The organism is Halobacillus sp. 12SKB (assembly GCF_052941655.1).
The window spans coordinates 2,341,197-2,360,043 of sequence record NZ_JBRFWR010000001.1 but is presented as its reverse complement, the minus strand read 5'-3'; the positions used below and the strand labels follow the sequence as shown (position 1 = coordinate 2,360,043).

Below are 18,847 nucleotides of genomic sequence, written 5' to 3'. Positions count from 1 at the left end.
ATTTCCACCAAATTAGATATTGCTCACTTCTTCACCCCAGGCATACACCTTTTCCTTCACTAGTGGATAGAGGAGGATGAAGAAAATCATATTGGCTGCCAGGGTCGGCAGCAGTCTCAATAGAGCGTAATCTCCCCAAGTCATGGATGTAATTTGTACGAATGAATAAATGATATACAACATCGTATCAGCTAAAGCCACACCGACGACCGCCAATATGGAGGCTGCAAAAAAGTTGGCATGCAGCCATTTGTTTAGACCATGCACGGTATAAATGATCAGCGTATATGTAATCATATATACCCCGAGAACGCCTGTGTAGACGACATCAATCAATAAGCCGAAGGCAAGGCCATACCACACAGCGTTGTACGTATCGTCCTTGTCATAGAAAATGGCAATAATCAAAAGGAAGATCAAGATCCAATGGGGTGTCATAAGCAAATCAGAGTAAACAAGATTAGCCGGCAGCATACTCATGGCCATCCCCTGCATGATCAAGAAAAACAAACATAGTAGTGCAATGAAGTATCGACTCATGATGCTTCTTCCTCCTGTTCAGCTTCCGGATCCACCGTTTCTGCTGTTCGATCCACAACCATCACATGATTGATATCAAACAAATCGGCAAATGGTTCTACATAGGCGGTTTGCGTCAACCCAAACTGGTCATTGACGACTTCTTCGACCGTTCCTATTCTCAAGTTGCTGGGGAAAACTCCTCCTAATCCAGATGAGATCACAGTGTCCCCTGGCTTGAGCTCTTCATCTAACTTGATTTCCTCTAGTAATAGACGTCCGGTTTCATCATCATAGCCTTCAATCAGACCGAAGGCTTCATCCTGATCCTCCCGAACGACCCAGGCAGAAATTTTGTTCGAACGATCGAACCCACTTAAGAGTTGTACCGTCGAATGAAAAGCACCAACAGACTTGATTTTCCCAATCAGACCGTCACTTGTCATAACAGCCATATCTTTTTCAACGCCGTGCTCTTCCCCTTTATTGATCGTCATCTGCTCAAACCAACGGTCTGAACTTCTGGCTATGACCGTTGCCTGCACAGGGGAATACTCACTCAAACTATCTGACTTATCCAACGTTTGCTGGAGTTCACCAATTTCGCTACGAAGTCTTTGGTTTTCCTGAATGACACCCTTGTATTCTGAAAGCCTCGCCTTCAATACTTCGTTCTGTTCATAAACACCAAACATGTCTTGAATATTTTCAATGGTATTGTCCACAAGACTGACCGGTTTATGGAAGACGGTTTGCATCCAACCCACCGAATCCTGTAGAAATTTCTCAGGTGTGCTTAACGAATCACGGTCACGGATCGAAAAGCCGATTAATGCTACGAGTACGATAAATCCTACTAATACAATCATCAGTCTTTTTCTGCGAAATAACGAGGGCATAACGGGTTATACTACTCCATTTTCGCCCGGCTTGCTACATTCGGCTGAGAACGGAAATGATGGATATACTCCAAAGACTTTCCTGTTCCAACCGCCACACAATCAAGCGGATTGTCGGCAATAAATACGGGCATGTTCGTTTCTTCACTGATGACTGTATCGATGTTCCTTAGCAAGGCGCCTCCCCCGGTAAGGACAATCCCGCGCTCCATGATATCCGCCGCTAGTTCTGGAGGGGTTTTTTCTAACGTATTTTTGACCGTTTCTATAATTGAATCAATCGTATCTTTCATAGCACTTACAATTTCGTCGCTTTGGATTGTAATGGTTTTCGGCAGGCCGCTGAGCAAATCCCGTCCCCTGATGTCCATTTCGTCAACTTCAGAGACTTCTCCAGCTCCACCCAATTCCATTTTCACTTCTTCAGCCGTACGCTCACCAATCATCAAGTTGTACTTTTTGCGCACATGTTGAATGATATTGTCATCCATCTCATCTCCTGCAATACGGATGGACTGGCTCGTAACGATTCCACCAAGAGAGATGATCGCCACCTCTGTTGTGCCTCCACCAATATCAACAACCATGCTTCCGGTCGGTTCCCATACAGGAAGTCCTGCACCGATGGCAGCCGCAAATGGCTCCGCAATCGGATAGGCTTCTTTCGCTCCCGCCTGTTTCGTTGCATCAATGACTGCACGCTCTTCAACCATCGTAATGCCGGAGGGTACACAAACCATGACATTTGGTTTACTTGCAAAAGAGGAACGTGTTTTTAACGCTTTTTTTATATAATATTTCATCATTTGAGCAGTCGTATCATAATCGGCAATAACGCCATCCTTCATCGGTCGGATAACATTTATGTAACCTGGCGTTCGCCCGATCATGTTTCGCGCATCATTTCCGACAGCTTCAATTTCACCGGTTTGTGTATTTTTGGCAACAACTGAAGGCTCTCGGACAATCACTCCTTTACCTTTCAAAAAGACAAGAGTATTTGCAGTGCCCAAATCAATTCCTAAATCTTGAGAGAATCCAAAAATCCCCAATAATATCTTCCTTTCTAAAACCCGTTTTCCTATCAACGGGGGTTAGGCATCTATATAGAATCATGATTAGAAGAAGCGCCTATTTATAAGGAGATCCTATAAATGGCGCTTTTTCTTTTTCATCTATTCAATTATACGAAAAATCCACAAAAATAGATAGTGTTACAAATAGCCTTTTTCTTTAAGACTAATGAATTTGCGATCACCAATGACAAGATGATCCAGCAATTCGATGCCAATCATCTTTCCGCATTCTTTTAACCTGCGTGTCACCTGGATATCTTCTTGTGATGGAGTCGGGTCTCCGGAAGGATGGTTGTGGGCGCAAATAATAGAAGCAGCAGACCTTTTCACCGCTTCTTTGAACACCTCTCTAGGGTGGACAATCGAAGCATTCAAGCTTCCGATAAAGATGGTTTGTCGATGGAGGACTTGATTTTTCGTGTTTAAAAACAAACAGATGAAGTGCTCCTGCTTCAGATCTCTCATTTCTTCCATGATAAAGTCCGCGCCATCTTCTGGACTTCTAATCATATAACGTTCCACAGGCTTCATTTTTTGCATGCGTTTTCCTAATTCAATCGCTGCCAGAAGCAAAACAGCTTTTGCTGATCCAATCCCGCGAATGGCTGTAAGCTCTTCAATGGTTGCATCTTTAAGAAGCATGATTCCTTCAAAATGGACAAGAAGCCGGTTGGAGAGCTCCATTACGGACTCACGCTTCGTCCCGCTTCCTAACAGGATGGCAAACAGTTCCTGATTCGATAAATGAGAAGCTCCGAGTTCAATCAGCCGCTCCCTGGGGCGGTCTTGCCTCGGAACATCCTTGATCATAACACTCGTTTGGGTCAAAGATACGCATCCTTTCCTTCTAAGTCCCCATGCAAGAAGGAGTTACTCAGGGAAGATACCTAACCTCTTAAGTTCACGCGCCACCCTTGACAGTGGCAGACCAACTACACTGAAATAGTCTCCATGAATTTTTTCTACAAACAAAGATCCTTTGCCCTGGATGCCGTACCCACCAGCCTTATCCCAGGCCTCCCCAGTCCCGATATATGCCTCGATCTCATCCTCTGACAACGCGTAAAAGGTCACTTCTGTCTTAACATGAAACAGATCCACAGTTTGATCTGTCTTTAAACAAACACCTGTATAAACCTCGTGTGTCGTATCACTTAAAGTTCTTAGATACTTTCTTGCTTCCTGATGATTCTTTGGTTTCCCCAGGATTTCACCATTGTAAACAACGACAGTATCAGAAGTCAGGAGTACCTCACTCTCCCCCACCTTTACGTTTTCAGCCTTTAACCTCGCTAAGTGAAGGACGGCTTCTTCAGGTGACATCCCTTCTTCGATCACTTCTTCAGCGTTCGAAGGACGGACATCAAACTCGAAGCCTGCCAGCTCAAGTAATTCTTTTCTCCTTGGGGATTGTGACCCTAAGACTAAGCGCTTCATCCCAAAACTCATCCTCTCTACACATGGGGCTCTTTCTATTCTACAAGATGCCCATAAAACAGTAGATAATAGAAATAACCATCTTCTACAAGAAAAAGATATACAAAAAGGAGTTTCCCGTTAAGAAAACTCCCTTTTTTCTTAGAATATCACGTGATGTATTCCTTATTCTAATGATTGAGCAACTTTTAACCAATTAATATTCGTATCATCCTGGGATTCCCATTCACTCAAAGCTTGTCCAAGTGATGTATTCTTACCCACTTCACCCATGAGCTTCTTCCTTTCAGCCTCTGACAAACCTCCCATTTCATGGGTTTCTATTGCGGTGATCAACGCTTGAGGTATTTCTTTATCAATCGTAACGACAAAAGGTTTCACATAAGTCTCAATGCTTTTTCCTGCAAGACGATCAGCAATTTGATCTGCTTCCTGTTTATTCGGTGCACTCCCAACAAACAAGAAATATTGACCATCCCGTTGCCAAACCAGGGAAGGTACAAGAAGAGCTGTCAGTTTACTCTGCCATTCATTCGCCTTTCCCTCCGTAGAAAAGGCTCCCGCTTGAACGATATATGTATCAAACGTTTGCGCGGGGCCTGCCGGAAGCTCGGCCGTTGGTTCTTCTTTTGATGTCACCACTTCCGTGTCCGTATTCGCCTCTCCAGATGCAGGTATGGTTTCCGTGCCTGCCTCAGATGAATCTGTTAAAGATACAAACATGCGAAGCAGCAGGAAACCAAGGGCAAGACTAACAAATAGGGCGGTCAGAGCGGTAGTGATCAACGGCCTCACTGGTGTTGAAGAAAAGCGTTTCTTTTTAAAAGGAATGTGGTACACCCGGGTAGCGGGACGTTCATCTTCCTTATCTTCCTCTATGGCAGCGGCATGTTCCTTTTGTGTCCGAACAACTTCATGTTTTGTTTCCTGCTGATGTTCGTTCCGAAATGAGATGGAGATCTTATTTTTGGAATCCATGGTTTGATCACTCCTGCAAGGTTTGTTCCAACCCTATCACAGCAGTTTTGAAAACGACGCTGAAATTTGTCAGTAGTCCTTCGACAATTTTGGCTTACAATTGACTTTCAACTTCTGATTCGGAGGATTCTTCCTCGTCATCTTCTACTGGATCAAGATCTTCTCCATCCAAAGACTCTTCCTGATCTGTTTCCTCAGTTTTTGTAGATACAGATGGCTTCGGATGATCCCACTGTTCGAAAGCAAAAGGGTCCACCTTGTTCGGACTTCCACCATAATGGTATTGTGGCGCTTCATTAGCAAGATTGGCATATAATGGCTGATAGTAACTATTCAAGACGATGGAATAGCCTAGTTCATTCTCGCTCTCCGGTGCATCAAACTGGATCGACTCGATTTGTATGACCCGTGATAACGATTGAATCTCTTTCATAAAAGAGACCATTTCATCATAATTTTCAGAAGTCACCTCGAGGGTGAACTGAAGAGTATGCAGCCCTTCAATCCGTTGCCCAGCCTCATCTTCCGAGGGAGCATCACTCTGTAGATCTACCCCCTTCTCACTTTCATCATTTTCACCATTCACTTCCGATTCTTCTTCTCGTTCTACAATAGATACGGATGACTCAGAATCAGCAATACCTATACTGTTGATCAAACTTGTTGAAGCATTCTCGGCCCGGTCCAGACCGATCAACATTTGGTCGATGAGAGGAACGACCGGCAACTGCTGCTGCATTGTACGGGAACTGAGGATTTGTTCTCTATCACTATCTTCCTGGTTATTCTCTATGGCAGAAAGGATTTTCTGCTCTTGAGCTAAGGTCGCTTCCTTTTCTGCCACCCGCTCCTGATATGGATCCAAAATGACTCTTTGACCTAGTATGTAAAACGCTATGATTAGGACAACCCCTGCAATGATGCCCCATAAACTCGAACGATTCCATTCGATTTTCATTGGGTAGACACCCCCTCAGTAGCGAGGATAGATTCCTCAAGAACAATATAATAACTCGCGGTATAACGGGGTTGATAATCGTATAGGTCCTCTGTATCATCTACAACTTCTGTATCCACCCCTGCTAATTCAACGTCAGAGATAAATGATTGTTGAAGAAGGGTATTCGTGTATTCAGCCGCTTCCTGGATCGTGTCAAACCTTACATTCACTGTTATTTCAGAAGCTCCCGTTAAAGCGAACGATTCAAAAAATCCTCGCTCCGGTAGCAAAGATACAAGACCCTCGACCACAGGGATCGTAGGAACAACCGTACCTTTCAACTGTTCAAGAGAATTCTTCAACTGTTCTCTTTCGGTTCCTTCTCCTCCAGGTGTCGCTGCAAAGCTTTCCTGTTCAACCTGTACCTGTGAGATCTGCTCATCCAAGCGGGAAGCTTCTTCGACCAGGGTTGACTCTTGAGCATTGAAAACGATGGACAGGATTAATAATAGGAGAGCAAAAAAAGCGACAACTAAATACGGGAGGACATTTCTCTTTTCTTTTTGTTCCAGTAAATTAATTTCTACTACCATTCTCTCATCCCCTCCATCTCTTTAAGGCTTGATGGATAATCCAATCGCATCCATATATTCAACGCTTGAAGATTGGTCTGAATTCAAGAATACGTCTGCATCTTTCAAAGCAGCGACCTGGATCCCTCTTTCTTCAAGCAACACCCTTACCCGTTCATTCTCCGGCCAATCTCCTGTAAGAAGGACTTTAGATACCGAAGCTTCTCCATTCATAACAGAAAATTTGTAAAAATCCATAATTCTTTCTACTTCATTTACCTGATCATAAGTAAATTCGGTTGGACCTTCATCATCCCCCTGCCATAAATAGCAGCCGTTTTCTCGTTTCCATAACGTCATAGGAAGCGGACTTTTTGTATGGTTGATAAATGCCGGCAAGTGTTCGTTGAAGACTGTCAGCACACAACCATCTAAATTCCAATCGATCAAAAGTAAATGTTCTCCGTCTACGGTTAAATCCAAATATTCGTATAAACGATAAATGGACAGCGCACTAATATCAGCCGCTTTCGTTTTCAGCTTGGTCCCTCTGAACACCTGATCCAGCATTCGAATCTGTTCTTCTGGAAAAGCGAAAAGAAGCAGCTTTTTCTTTTCCTCATTTTCACTGAGGATACTATAATCGAATGCAGGGTCATCAAAAGGAAGATGCAGGGTTTCCCCCAATTGCATATATAAGTAACCTTTGATCTCATCATTCTTCAAGTGAACGGGCACTTCATAAGGACGTACAACCACCGAATGATCCGGTACAGTGAAATAGAGCGGTTTATTGCTCCAGCCTTTATTTTCAATGAAGCTATCAACAATTCTCATAAGCTCCCTGGAGTCTTTGATTTTCCCGTCCTCCATAATATGAGGAGGGAGAACGATTTCACCAGTGTCATCGATCTCCCATGCATGCTCTGATTTTGAAAAGACATATCGAATGCAATGGTTTTTAATTACGAAGTTCACCCGGCCGCTTGATTTAAAAAAACGAAACAAAAGTCTCTCCTCCTATAAGAAAAACGTATCATAATAAAATCGCAAGAGGTCAAAGCCATAAAGATAACTAATGACCGCAGCGAGCACAATGGATAGTCCAAATGGAAAAGGATCTTTCCTTCCAATCACTTTGAAGGCCAGCAAAGTCAGACTGACAACCATCCCAATGAAAGTGGCTAAAAATAATGTGAGCAACGTTAATTTAAAACCCAACAGGATTCCTAACGTTCCTAACAGCTTCATATCTCCCGCTCCCATGCCACCTTTGCTCAATAAAATAATTACAAGGATGATAGTAAACCCTGCTAAAGCACCATATATCGAGTCATACCATGGTTGCAATGGACTAATAGTTCGGTATATAACAAAGGTTATCGCAAAGAAAAGTAACAGTTTATTCGGGATCAACATGTAGTGGAAATCACTCACCGTCACGATAACCGCCAGAGAAATTAACAGACTCGCCCCTGCGAATTCCCATGATAAACCTAGATACATATATGCAACTAGAAAAAGGAACCCTGTGATCAGTTCAACGAGGGGGTATGTAATGGAAATCGAACGCTGACAGTGTCTACATTTACCTTTAGAGATGAGGTAAGAGAAGAGTGGGATTAAGTCTCTAGCTTGCAGAGGTGTGGAGCATTGTGGGCAAGCAGAGCGTGAGTTTGTGAATGGGATGTTTTTTGGTAAGCGTAGACCGACGACATTGAAAAATGAGCCCAGTATTGTACCGGTAATAAACATATATATATTAAACATTTTATTCATTTTCCCCTTAAGTAAATGAGGAGGACTTGGTTATTATGTCCTCCTCTTATAATCATACAGATCTAATTCGATAATTGGGCTTTAGTTTGAGCATTAACTCTGTTAGTGGTTCCATCAGAGCCAACCAGGGTAACAGTATAAGTGACTCCATCATCATCCATTGCTATTTCCACAAAACCACTATCATAACCTCCATCACCTTCAGGATCTTGTGGAACTGCATCTAAAAAGGTGTTAGTTACTAGAGTATCCATAGTGTATCCGTTATCTGTTCCGTCTCCCACATCATCCATTGCTAACCCACTTGCTTCAGCTAATCTTGCAGACTCAATGAGTGACAAGCCATTAGCATCATGTGCATCAGCCTCTGTATTATTAATAATCCCTCCAATCGCCGGAATAGCAATCGCAGCAATAATCCCCAAAATAACGATAACAGCCAAAAGCTCAATCAACGTGAAACCTTTCTCATTCTTCAACATTTCTCTTAACTTCTTCATTTTCTCTCCCCTTTTGTAGTACTTTCGATTTTCTGCTAACGGATATGTACTACTTTTTTCATTAGCAAAATGTCCTATGTTCATTATAAAGGATAAAAAGCTTGCAAACTAGCATTTTTGCACATTCTTACAAAAACTTAATTGATTGTGTCGAAGATCGAAAACATCGGCACAGCAATAGCCGCAACTATACCCCCGACCACAAGTGCGAGGACTAAGATCATTAATGGCTCAATCAACGTTTTTAATCGGTCTGTCGTATATTCAAGTTCAGATTCATAGAATTCAGCCACCTTTGAAAGCATGTAATCGAGAGACCCTGTCTCCTCACCTACAGCCATCATCTGTATCACTAATGGTGGGAAAATAGGATACTGCCGTAATGGATCGGAGAGGTTGTTTCCTTTTTCCAAGGATTTGTAACTATTCATGATTGCTCGTTCCACCACTTTATTTTCTACGACGTTTTGTGTCACTTGCAGAGATTTTAATATAGGAACGGAACTATTCATTAATGAACTCAGTGTACTTGTCATGCGCACCAGGGCGGCTTTTTGTATCAACGGACCGAAAACAGGAATTTTAAGCTTCAGCGCATCAACTGTATATTGGAGCTTTGGATTTCTTACTACGAGCAGCTTAAAAGTAACAATTAGTAGCACCGGGGTAAGGATGGCCGCATACCAATAGTTTTGGAAAAACTGGCTCATACTAAGCGTCAATTGAGTGATCCATGGTAGCTCTCCTCCCATTGTGTCGAACATACTTGCAAACCTCGGAACTACGAAGGTTAACAAAAAAATGACGATGCCGATTGCTATCAGACCAACCACAAGTGGGTAGGTTAGGGCGGATATGATTTTCTGTCTTGTATCGTATTGTTTTTCATAATAAACAGCTAAACGTTCGAGGATATCGTCGAGATTACCCCCTACTTCGCCCGCTCGTACCATATTGATGAATAGGTTCGAAAAGATTTTCGAATGGGAGTCAGCTGCATCCGAAAAAGAGCGTCCACTTTCTAATTGCTCACTAATATCATAGAGCGCTTCACTTAATGCCCGACTATTTGATTGCTTTGCAAGAATTTTTGTCGATTCAAGCAAAGAAATCCCGGCTCTCATGAGTGTAGAAAACTGCCTCAGGTAAATAACAAAATCCTTGGGCTTTACCGGGTTTCCTACTTGGATATCTTTTAGGAAGATACTATCGATTTCCTTAATTTCCGATATGGTAATGCCCCGCTCTTTTAACGACATGACTGCTTCTTTTCTAGAATTTGCACGCATTCTGCCCTTTTGAGCTTTGCCATGAAGGCTGCGTCCTTGATAGGAATAATGAGGCATGCTATAAGCCCCCTTCCTTCATATATGGAGCTGCATCACGTTCATCAATGACTTTTTCTTTCAGCAATTCCTGGATCGACATCTCGAGCGTTTGCATTTGCTGAGCCTTGGACGTTTGCATGACATTTTCTATTTGATGTATCTTTTCGTTTCTAATCAGATTTTTGACCGCTGGTGTATTTAACAAAATCTCAACCGCAGCTCTTCTTCCCTTTTTATCCAGACGGCGGAATAAGCGCTGGGAGACAATTGCCTGTAAGACGTTGGCGAGCTGTACCCTCACCTGCCCTTGTTGATTGGGCGGAAATACATCAATGATTCTGTCAATCGTATCTGGTGCATTGGTCGTATGTAAGGTCCCAAATACAAGATGACCGGTTTCTGCAGCCGTCAGTGCTGTCGAAATTGTTTCAAAGTCACGAAGCTCCCCAACCAAAATGACATCAGGATCCTGGCGAAGGCAAGAACGTAGTCCATTTGCAAAATTTCTCGTATCAAATCCGACTTCCCGCTGATCCACTATGCAGTTCTTATGATTATGGGTGTACTCAATTGGGTCCTCTAAAGTGATGATATGCTTGCGCGCGGATTGGTTTATGTAATCAACCATTGAAGCGAGTGTCGTCGATTTTCCTGAACCTGTAGGACCTGTGACGAGAACAAGACCTTGGGCATAACTGCTGATTTTCTTTAAAACTTGCGGCATATGAAGGTCTTCAATGGAAGGGATTTCCCGGGGAACAATCCTGACCGCCATCGAAAGACAATTTCTTTGATAGTAAATATTAATACGAAACCTCGAAACGCCTGCAATTCCGTAGGATACATCCACTTCACGGTTACTCAGCAACTGTTGGTGTAAATCATCAGATAAGATTGCTTTCGCCATTCCATCCGTATCTACTGGTTTAAGTGGAGTTTTACCATACTTCCTTAACTGACCGTGGATTCTGAATATCGGAGGCACTCCAACTGTCAAATGAATATCAGAGGCCTCAAATTCGTTCGCAACCGTCAGAAGCTGATCAAATTTCTCTCTCATGTCTAACCACCTCGCTAGTCGACTTTGGCGACGCGGAGCACCTCTTCTAACGTCGTAAGTCCCTGCTTCACTTTCAACAAACCATCGTCTAATAAGAAAAGCATTCCCTGCTTCAATGCGTAACGCCGGACTTGGTCGATGCTGCCATTGTTCATCATCATGGTCCGGATTTCATCATCAATAACTAACACTTCTTGAATGGCCATCCGACCGCGGTATCCCGTGTTTTGACAGCTGTCACAACCCGATCCTTTATAGATGGTATCTGCTGTCATTCCACGTTTTTGAAAATGTTTTTTCTCCATCTCCGTAAGTGCATGGGCATGTCTGCAATCCCGGCATATTTTTCTGACTAACCGCTGAGCGATCACACCTGACAAGGAAGAAACGACAAGATACGGCTCCACATCCATATCGAACAAACGGGGAATTGTGGCTATAGCACTGTTCGTATGTAACGTGCTCAAGACTAAGTGCCCCGTGAGCGAAGCACGAATGGCGATTTCCGCTGTTTCGGAATCACGGATCTCACCGACCATGACAATGTTAGGGTCCTGACGTAAAATCGAACGGAGCCCTTTAGAAAAGGTAAGTCCAATGGATGTGTTTACCTGGACTTGGTTCAGTCCCTCGATTTGATACTCCACAGGATCCTCTACCGTGATAATGTTGACATCGTCTGTATTCAAACGGTTCAAGGATGCATAAAGTGTGGACGATTTCCCCGACCCTGTAGGGCCTGTAATGAGGATAAGACCAGAGGGCTGCTCAATCAATTGCTTATATTTCTGTGCATTGATCTTGTTAAAACCAAGGTCTTCGATTGAACTTAATGCATTCGAAAGGTCAAGAATCCGAATGACGACTTTTTCTCCATAGACTGTAGGAAGGATGGATATCCTTAAATCAACCGGTGACCGATCAACATTCGTTTTGATTCGCCCATCCTGCGGCATCCGGTTTTCAGTAATGTTTAAATTAGCCATGATCTTCACACGGGCGATCAGACTGTTTTGAAAAGACTTCGGTAACGTGCGTTCTGTCCTTAACACACCATCAATCCTGTAGCGGATCAAAACCCGGGATTCCTGAGGGTCAATATGGATATCACTCGACTTTAGTTGGACACCCGCCTGAAGCAACTGGTCCACTAATTTAATCGCAGGTGCTTCATCCGTGTCTTCTTCATTTTCATCAAGATTCGAATCATTCAAATTATAATGGCGGTTAACGGCTTGGAGAATTTCATGCTTCGTTGCAATGACAGGAGAAATTTTGAAACCCGTAGATATCTTTAAATCATCGATAGAAAAATAGTCCATCGGATCCGCCATAGCTACTGTCAATTCCTCCCCTTTCCGTTGAATAGGAACAAGGAGATTGCGTAGGGCAAACTCCTTGCTGACAATGGCAATCACATTAGGATCAATAGGAAAGTGAAACAAAGAAACATGTGGTATCCCAAGTTGAAATTCCAACACTTCAATCAATTGCTTTTCCGTCACATAGCCCTTTTCTACGAGAATGTCCCCAAGCTTCTGGTCCGGCTTCTTGCTTTCCAGCGCTTCTTGAATCTGACTCTCTTCAATAATTCCTGCATCTTTTAACAAATCGCCTAACCTTTTTCTCTTGATCATGACCGGCTCATCCTTTTTCGTCCATCACTTAGATTCTCCATCAGGAACGACCTCCCAAATGCCATCCTCATTCTTTTGCAATGATTTCGAATCACTGGAGTCCCCTTCACTGCCATCTTCAGAATTAGAGCTATTGTCTACAATATCCGACCCTGAATTCTCTGTTGAACTCCCCTCTGAACCAGGAGGGTGCTCTTCCACTCTAGCTACAGGAGGATAATAGTCTTCTGAAATAAACTCCTGCACTCCGTCGGATAAAGATCTGTCGATACGATAAACCGATACCACCTCACCATTTTCTCCTTCTTGTAAAAGGTTGAATGACCCTCTTTGAACAAGAGAAGAATATTGAATGATTGTTTTAGGTGATATTTCTTCCCGGTCCAGCAACTGAACATGAAAGTCAGAGGTTGTCGGGTACCCGATCCAATGGACATCGACATTTCCACCTTCTGCATTTACCGACAGTTGATAGTCCCCTGAGAATGGGTTATACACTTTCAAGTCCTGACCTTGTTTCAGGTCTACATTAGCTTCCAAACCGATTTCTGCGTACTCCGGCAATCGGTGGCTGATATGTCTTTCCTGAATGATCATTCCTGCTTTAACACTCGCTCCATAAATAGCAGATGCCAGCACATCTAGAGAAACTTCATCGTAAATTCCATCACTATTTAACAAGCGGTTGAATGAAAAGACCGCCCCATCTTCAAGCTCTTCTCCATCAAATAGGTTCACCGCTCGATCCATACTCGTTTCTTTTGGCACGACGACCGATTGATCCCCAACGCTTTCATAAAGGGAGGCTGTATTACCTTTCACAAAGTCATAGGCCACATACTCTAATGGTGAATCTACCAATTGGGCTGCATCCCTTTTCACAGTTTCAATGAATTGTTTCTGGGAAAACTCTTTAGCCAGTGAATCATTCATATAAGATTTCAGTTCCGACATATAAGACTCATCAATGGTCACCTGCAAATCTCGTATGGTTGTATTCATCGCTTGTTCAACCGTTGATTCTACATTAAACTGGATCATTTCCGCATCAACGCTCAGTTCCTTGCCATCCATCTTCACAATAATTGAATGGTTGTCTTTCCAGTCTTGTACCTTTTCTGAAAGCAGTTGTACCGCTTCTTCTCTACTTTTTTCTGATACATTAACTGAAGCAATTACGGTATTTTCCGGGAGGTGTTTTCCAGTGGTGACAAATTGAATAGCTGCTGAACTTCCGATTGTAAAAAGAAACATCGACATACCAACAGCAACCACTAAAGAAAGCAGCTTAAGGTTCAATGATCGTTTCAACTTTTAACACCTCCTCTGGATCTATTTGAATTACTTTACATTCATGCTCAATTCAACAATAACGCTTGGACCGTACTGTTTTAATTGGTCAATTTCAGCCTTAGTTAAAACTGTTCCTTCTGTGACAACGGTCTCACCATGAGAATTCACAATGTTTTTTGTCGCTTGTTTCCCTTCCAACAATTCATCTTGCTTACGATCAAGTTCATTGATACGCTCCTGGTTAGCGGTTGTAGAGAAATGAAAGGATTTCTTTGTTTCTATTGGTGCGGGAGCTTTTTCTGAATCCCTAGCTTCCACTTCTCCTGTTGAAAACTCTTCATTCAGTATGAGTAGGTTTTCACCATAGGTAATGATGTACTCTGAAGAAACTTCAATACTATGTTGATCTCCTGTTGTCACATCTACAGAAAGGATTTGTCCATTCGTCTCGTTTACATAGTACTCCGTGATTTCTCCCACTAATTCCCCAACACGAGTCATAACTTGAGCACCTTTAATATAAACCTTCTTGTTAATCAGCTGATTTGCAATCGGAATCTCATTCAAATCCAGAATGGAATGCTTACTTTCAACAGTAATCGCATATTTCCCGATCCCGATGATTTTTTGGAAAGGAATCGCCTTCACACTCACTTGCCAGTCTTCATGCTCTACCGTCAAAAAATCTACGGACCCTTTTTCTGGATTAATTACAATGGATTTCACCCGTCCAATTTCTTCACCGGCTGAAATACTGATGATTGGAAATCCGATAATTTCTACACTCTTTTTCATATTCTTTCTACACACCTATCATTATTTTGTATATTGAAATCGTTGTTGTACATATCTTAAATCTTCAATAAGTAGCGAGTATGATGCGAACTTATCGATTAACTCACCTACAAACAAGTCAAGCTCGTCTATCTTTCCATTTTTAATGTACTGCTTAATTAGAAATTTGGAAATCGAGTAATACTCTAAATCTGGTAAGCTCTCGGATAGATGAGCTTTGATGTAACCTTCATACTCAAGAGCAGACATTTGCTCTTCCATATGTTCAATCTTTTCAATCATCAGCTCAAGCAGTTGTTTCCGTAATGCTTCATCTGCTACCAGTTCTGCATTATTGTCTTCTTCCAGAGCGAGACTATCTTCGTTATCTTCCACATCAGGGTCTATATTATGGTGTGGACTCTCGACGAGATCTTCATCATGATCATCTTCTACGATATTCTCATCCTCACCATTCATTTCCCGGGTAATATCTTTGTCGGAATCTGTAGATTCGCTAATTTCGCGAACAATATATTCCTCAGTTTCCAAATCCTCATTCTCAAAAATCAAGCTTTCTGTGTCCTCTTCCCTTGGAATCTCTTCAGCCTCAATGGGTTCAAGTTTGAGGTAGGGCCTATCAAAATCTAATTGAAGATTCCTTTCTGCCATCAACTCTTCTTCTGTAATATCCTCTGCCTCTTCAATATCTTCTTCATCAACTATACTTTCTTTTTCCATCCTTAGCTGGGCAAGCTCTTCCTCCATAAGGGGCAATTCATCATCATTATTTTCACTGTTAGACTCATCTTCCTGCGGTTGTACATCTTCTAACGCTGAAAGTTCGGTTATATCATCTTTCTTTTGAAACTCTTCATCAGGATCCTCCAAGTCAACTTCCGTATCATCTGATAGAGAATATTTCTCTTCAACCTCTGTAGACTCCAATGTATGGATTTCCTTTTCACTTTCTTCCTCTTCATATGAACTTTCCTGAAGGGTCTCTTCATTCAGTAATGGCACTTCATCAGGGTAGGAATCCGCATGTGCAATGGGATCATGTTCTTCTATCATATGTTCCTGATTATTTTGATTTTGGTTCCAGTAATCATGATCAGCGGTTAATGGGTTCCTTTTTCCCAAATTTGATGTAACGTTATTTTGACCTTTTTCCTCTAAGAACACTTGAGAGGTTATTTCTTGAAGTAGAACAGTAAACACAACCCCTAGGACCAGCGCAGCTAAAATCCCCATCCAAAAAGTGTATGTGATGGTTGCAAGAAGAGCCAATGAACTAATCAATGATCCTGAGAGCCATAAAATCATTCGGCCTTTAACAGATATGTTGTTCATCGGTACATATCGAAGAATAATGAATGCAAGAGCAATGGTTACTAACCATATGAGTAGATCTGTCATCATGACTCCTCCTTTCTTTACTCATCTTTAAAGTGAGAATCTATTTCTTTCACTGAAATTTTGTCGACTGTAGGTATTCCATCCGGTGGATTTGATATGAGTTTTTCTTCATAGTCAATAATAAAACGAGATACATCCATAGGAAGAGTAATTTGTCCTTTTTCAAACCACATATCATAAACACGAAAGTGAGATTGGTCAATAACTCCATATTTTTTAGTATTTCCTTTTACTGCATTAAGTTTAATATTCCTACCATAAATTCCACCTTTTATAACTAAGTTTGAACCAACCCCATACATCTCTAAATCACTATTTGTATAAAAGAAAGCGTTAATTGTTTTGAGCTCTTCATGTTTAGGGCTTATGTACAAATTATTGTTCGCTATGATCAAGGGACCTTCACTTAAAATAACTAACGTACCAGACTTATTCTCCATCCCCTCAATGCGACCACCACTTCCGGTGTATATCGTGCTGTTTGTATCCATATCACCGTTAATATTTAAATCCCTGTTTATATACATGGCTCCATTTTTTAGTTCGAAATCTTCTATTGTACTATCATCGCCTACGTAAATAAATTGATTTTCACCCAATATTAGTTCTCCTGATAAGATTGCATCTCGTTCAATATATATAGAGCCTTCAACCTCTAACTTCCCTTTTAAAATGAGATTTCCACTCACATGAAGGTCGCCTTTAACAACCAACGATCCACCATGACTAATTTCTAAATCAGATGGATAGGTACTACACAATATAAAGTAGCACTCCCTATGAGGGCTGTAAGTGATCCCATAATCAAACCGTTCATTTCTAGTGATTCTTTCATCACCTTCTTGCTCTACTAAACCATAACCGTCTTTTAGAGGATGATTTCTTTTATCATCAATGTACTTATCCACATTAATCTCATCTACTTCGACTGATTCATCTATAACTCTTGGGGTAATACTGAAGTACTTGGTCAAATTATCCTCATTCGGAGTAAACATGTTTGTTTCTTCACCTTTGGATTTGTTATAAAAATTCCCTACTACCCTTAAGTCACCCTGTATACCGGCATAGGTGGTTGGAACCCAACGCCCTCGTCCACCGGATATAAAGTAACCGTGATCATCAAGGATTAAATTACCACCTGCCTGTACGTCTCCTTTCAAATAAGAAGGTCCATTCAAAATTAAGTTTCCAGGTGTAACCGCACTATATTGAAAAACATCCGCGATTGTGGAAATACTAAGAGTACGGACATATATTTTATCTGTTTCTACCATGTCTACCTCAATATCCACCCTTTGTAGGTAAGCACCATTGACACCGTCTTTGATTAATTGTGTTTTTATGTGGCCACCCTCTGGTAATTCGTTTCTCGCATCATTAATCACTTTTGAAATCCTACTAATAACTTCATCAAGACTTAAGTTACCTCCAGCCAAGTGACCATTAATTTCATTCACACCTTTTAAAATGCGAGCCTCAGTTTCCTGAGCTCTCATTTCTGCGTCCGCTTTCGCCTCTACAAAATCTGTATTAGCGGAAGAAAACTGCTGAGAACCAATCGTATAACTCATCAAACTCAAGCCTAAGATACTAAAGATGACAAACATAATTAGAACGGTAACAAGGACATAGCCATCTTCATTTTTTAAAAAATTTCTCATTACTATCACTCAGTCCCTAAGCGGAAGATTTTTACCAGGCTGTAGGTTTCATCTGTATTTTCTTTAAATATTTCTAAATGGACGGTCAACTTATCACCATTAAGCTCGAATGTTGTATTAGATAAGTCCATATCATCAGCATTTTGCTGAATATCGTCTATCAGTAAATGACCATTTTGAATAGAGACTTCTGTCGTTTCTTCTATGTATGTAAAGGTTGAATCGTCATCCATGCCATTTAAACGAGTCGCTGTTGCGGTGAATGCTTGAAAGATCGTTGTATCCGCATTTTGGACTTTAATAGAATCAACGTTGATTAAGTTTTCCTCCAAACTCAAGACAAGGATGTTCGCTTCTTTCCTAATTTCAGTCTTTGTCGAGGACGTTTCAACAGCACCTGTGACAAAGTAAAACGCATGATAAGCGGCCACCATAACAATCATCGAGAGACTGACAACAGCTAGGAGCTCTACTAATGTCATCCCTTTTTCATTTTTGATGTTCATCGCTCAACATACCCTTCCAGTTGAGTCTTTTTGTTGTTTGACGAGACGGTAACAACAATTTTCGTTAAGTAGTGACCCAAACTAGTCTCATCAGGATCAGTCACCAGCACACGACCTTCATATTGTTCAACACTTGTTGAGGATGGCAATTCGAGCAGGTCAGGGATATTCACAGGTATTTCCCCTTCGCCTTTTAGATCGTCCAAATCTTCAAGAGATTTAGATTGATAGGCTTTCAGCACACCATCAGCAATTTCCATAGTCGTAAAGTCCTCATCTATCGTATTCGATTGTGTCAGCGTATTCATGACGATTTGTGTCGAGACGATGAATACGACAAGAAGCAAGGCCATGGCAACAATCACTTCTACAAGTGAAAATGCTTTCTCCTCCCTAAGATAAGACATCCTCCTTCTCCCCCAATTTGCATCTATTATCAAAATTATATCGTAAATATAGGACTTTG

The 18,847-nt window shown here is 41.7% G+C and carries 20 protein-coding genes and 1 pseudogene; all 21 read right to left on the bottom strand.

Annotation, left to right across the window (positions count from 1 at the left end; all coding sequences use genetic code 11):
• Nucleotides 1–12 precede the first annotated feature (12 nt).
• A complete protein-coding gene (mreD, locus tag ACQ4XT_RS11350) occupies nt 13–540 on the bottom strand; it encodes a rod shape-determining protein MreD (protein WP_446853766.1) in 528 nt (175 codons plus the stop codon).
• On the bottom strand, nt 537–1,418 hold the full coding sequence (gene mreC / locus ACQ4XT_RS11345; protein WP_446853765.1) for a rod shape-determining protein MreC: 882 nt from the start codon (nt 1,416–1,418) through the stop codon (nt 537–539). The genes mreD and mreC overlap by 4 nt, the downstream gene beginning before the upstream one ends.
• 11 nt (nt 1,419–1,429) lie before the next feature.
• On the bottom strand, nt 1,430–2,470 hold the full coding sequence (locus ACQ4XT_RS11340; RefSeq protein WP_264187738.1) for a rod shape-determining protein: 1,041 nt from the start codon (nt 2,468–2,470) through the stop codon (nt 1,430–1,432).
• Nucleotides 2,471–2,632: 162 nt separating this feature from the next.
• On the bottom strand, nt 2,633–3,304 hold the full coding sequence (radC, locus tag ACQ4XT_RS11335) for a RadC family protein (protein ID WP_143015261.1): 672 nt from the start codon (nt 3,302–3,304) through the stop codon (nt 2,633–2,635).
• Nucleotides 3,305–3,364: 60 nt separating this feature from the next.
• Entirely contained in the window at nt 3,365–3,931 is a 567-nt protein-coding gene (locus ACQ4XT_RS11330; protein ID WP_446853764.1) for a Maf family protein, read from the bottom strand.
• Between the two features lie 165 nt (nt 3,932–4,096).
• Nucleotides 4,097–4,909, bottom strand: coding sequence for an SPOR domain-containing protein (locus tag ACQ4XT_RS11325; protein WP_446853763.1), 813 nt, complete (start codon nt 4,907–4,909; stop codon nt 4,097–4,099).
• Nucleotides 4,910–5,003: 94 nt separating this feature from the next.
• Complete coding sequence (locus ACQ4XT_RS11320) at nt 5,004–5,867, bottom strand: hypothetical protein (protein WP_446853762.1); 864 nt, start codon at nt 5,865–5,867, stop codon at nt 5,004–5,006.
• Nucleotides 5,864–6,442: a PilN family protein gene (locus ACQ4XT_RS11315; protein WP_446853761.1), complete on the bottom strand. Its 579-nt coding sequence runs from the start codon at nt 6,440–6,442 to the stop codon at nt 5,864–5,866. The genes ACQ4XT_RS11320 and ACQ4XT_RS11315 overlap by 4 nt, the downstream gene beginning before the upstream one ends.
• A 21-nt stretch (nt 6,443–6,463) precedes the next feature.
• Nucleotides 6,464–7,429 (bottom strand): type IV pilus biogenesis protein PilM, encoded by a 966-nt coding sequence (pilM, locus tag ACQ4XT_RS11310; protein ID WP_446853760.1) that lies wholly within the window; start codon nt 7,427–7,429, stop codon nt 6,464–6,466.
• A 12-nt stretch (nt 7,430–7,441) separates the two neighbouring features.
• The gene (locus ACQ4XT_RS11305) at nt 7,442–7,927 is read right to left on the bottom strand and encodes a prepilin peptidase (protein ID WP_446855661.1); all 486 of its coding nucleotides are present in this window, start codon (nt 7,925–7,927) and stop codon (nt 7,442–7,444) included.
• A 9-nt stretch (nt 7,928–7,936) separates the two neighbouring features.
• Nucleotides 7,937–8,176, bottom strand: a pseudogene (locus tag ACQ4XT_RS11300) (prepilin peptidase); the annotation flags it as partial.
• Between the two features lie 86 nt (nt 8,177–8,262).
• Entirely contained in the window at nt 8,263–8,700 is a 438-nt protein-coding gene (locus tag ACQ4XT_RS11295; RefSeq protein ID WP_446853759.1) for a prepilin-type N-terminal cleavage/methylation domain-containing protein, read from the bottom strand.
• A 137-nt stretch (nt 8,701–8,837) separates the two neighbouring features.
• Nucleotides 8,838–10,046, bottom strand: a complete 1,209-nt coding sequence (locus ACQ4XT_RS11290) for a type II secretion system F family protein (RefSeq protein ID WP_446853758.1) — start codon at nt 10,044–10,046, stop codon at nt 8,838–8,840.
• A 1-nt stretch (nt 10,047) separates the two neighbouring features.
• A complete protein-coding gene (locus ACQ4XT_RS11285; RefSeq protein ID WP_446853757.1) occupies nt 10,048–11,088 on the bottom strand; it encodes a type IV pilus twitching motility protein PilT in 1,041 nt (346 codons plus the stop codon).
• A gap of 14 nt (nt 11,089–11,102) precedes the next feature.
• Nucleotides 11,103–12,725: a GspE/PulE family protein gene (locus tag ACQ4XT_RS11280; protein WP_446853756.1), complete on the bottom strand. Its 1,623-nt coding sequence runs from the start codon at nt 12,723–12,725 to the stop codon at nt 11,103–11,105.
• 24 nt (nt 12,726–12,749) lie between these two features.
• A complete protein-coding gene (locus ACQ4XT_RS11275) occupies nt 12,750–14,036 on the bottom strand; it encodes a VanW family protein (RefSeq protein ID WP_446853755.1) in 1,287 nt (428 codons plus the stop codon).
• A 30-nt stretch (nt 14,037–14,066) separates the two neighbouring features.
• Nucleotides 14,067–14,813: a PRC-barrel domain-containing protein gene (locus ACQ4XT_RS11270; RefSeq protein ID WP_446853754.1), complete on the bottom strand. Its 747-nt coding sequence runs from the start codon at nt 14,811–14,813 to the stop codon at nt 14,067–14,069.
• A 21-nt stretch (nt 14,814–14,834) separates the two neighbouring features.
• On the bottom strand, nt 14,835–16,211 hold the full coding sequence (locus ACQ4XT_RS11265; RefSeq protein WP_446853753.1) for a hypothetical protein: 1,377 nt from the start codon (nt 16,209–16,211) through the stop codon (nt 14,835–14,837).
• Nucleotides 16,212–16,228: 17 nt separating this feature from the next.
• Nucleotides 16,229–17,875 (bottom strand): hypothetical protein, encoded by a 1,647-nt coding sequence (locus ACQ4XT_RS11260; RefSeq protein ID WP_446853752.1) that lies wholly within the window; start codon nt 17,873–17,875, stop codon nt 16,229–16,231.
• Nucleotides 17,876–17,880: 5 nt separating this feature from the next.
• Nucleotides 17,881–18,381, bottom strand: a complete 501-nt coding sequence (locus tag ACQ4XT_RS11255; RefSeq protein ID WP_446853751.1) for a PulJ/GspJ family protein — start codon at nt 18,379–18,381, stop codon at nt 17,881–17,883.
• Nucleotides 18,378–18,788, bottom strand: coding sequence for a prepilin-type N-terminal cleavage/methylation domain-containing protein (locus ACQ4XT_RS11250; RefSeq protein ID WP_446853750.1), 411 nt, complete (start codon nt 18,786–18,788; stop codon nt 18,378–18,380). Before ACQ4XT_RS11250 ends, ACQ4XT_RS11255 begins: the two co-directional genes overlap by 4 nt.
• Nucleotides 18,789–18,847 lie beyond the last annotated feature (59 nt).

Coding starts and splice junctions, on each gene's coding strand:
- mreD (WP_446853766.1), bottom strand. CDS start 540: ATGAGTCGATACTTCATTGCACTACTATGTTTGTTTTTCTTGATCATG.
- mreC (WP_446853765.1), bottom strand. CDS start 1,418: ATGCCCTCGTTATTTCGCAGAAAAAGACTGATGATTGTATTAGTAGGA.
- radC (WP_143015261.1), bottom strand. CDS start 3,304: ATGATCAAGGATGTTCCGAGGCAAGACCGCCCCAGGGAGCGGCTGATT.
- ACQ4XT_RS11330 (WP_446853764.1), bottom strand. CDS start 3,931: ATGAAGCGCTTAGTCTTAGGGTCACAATCCCCAAGGAGAAAAGAATTA.
- ACQ4XT_RS11325 (WP_446853763.1), bottom strand. CDS start 4,909: ATGGATTCCAAAAATAAGATCTCCATCTCATTTCGGAACGAACATCAG.
- ACQ4XT_RS11320 (WP_446853762.1), bottom strand. CDS start 5,867: ATGAAAATCGAATGGAATCGTTCGAGTTTATGGGGCATCATTGCAGGG.
- ACQ4XT_RS11315 (WP_446853761.1), bottom strand. CDS start 6,442: ATGGTAGTAGAAATTAATTTACTGGAACAAAAAGAAAAGAGAAATGTC.
- ACQ4XT_RS11305 (WP_446855661.1), bottom strand. CDS start 7,927: ATGTATCTAGGTTTATCATGGGAATTCGCAGGGGCGAGTCTGTTAATT.
- ACQ4XT_RS11295 (WP_446853759.1), bottom strand. CDS start 8,700: ATGAAGAAGTTAAGAGAAATGTTGAAGAATGAGAAAGGTTTCACGTTG.
- ACQ4XT_RS11290 (WP_446853758.1), bottom strand. CDS start 10,046: ATGCCTCATTATTCCTATCAAGGACGCAGCCTTCATGGCAAAGCTCAA.
- ACQ4XT_RS11285 (WP_446853757.1), bottom strand. CDS start 11,088: ATGAGAGAGAAATTTGATCAGCTTCTGACGGTTGCGAACGAATTTGAG.
- ACQ4XT_RS11280 (WP_446853756.1), bottom strand. CDS start 12,725: ATGATCAAGAGAAAAAGGTTAGGCGATTTGTTAAAAGATGCAGGAATT.
- ACQ4XT_RS11270 (WP_446853754.1), bottom strand. CDS start 14,813: ATGAAAAAGAGTGTAGAAATTATCGGATTTCCAATCATCAGTATTTCA.
- ACQ4XT_RS11265 (WP_446853753.1), bottom strand. CDS start 16,211: ATGACAGATCTACTCATATGGTTAGTAACCATTGCTCTTGCATTCATT.
- ACQ4XT_RS11260 (WP_446853752.1), bottom strand. CDS start 17,875: ATGAGAAATTTTTTAAAAAATGAAGATGGCTATGTCCTTGTTACCGTT.
- ACQ4XT_RS11255 (WP_446853751.1), bottom strand. CDS start 18,381: ATGAACATCAAAAATGAAAAAGGGATGACATTAGTAGAGCTCCTAGCT.
- ACQ4XT_RS11250 (WP_446853750.1), bottom strand. CDS start 18,788: ATGTCTTATCTTAGGGAGGAGAAAGCATTTTCACTTGTAGAAGTGATT.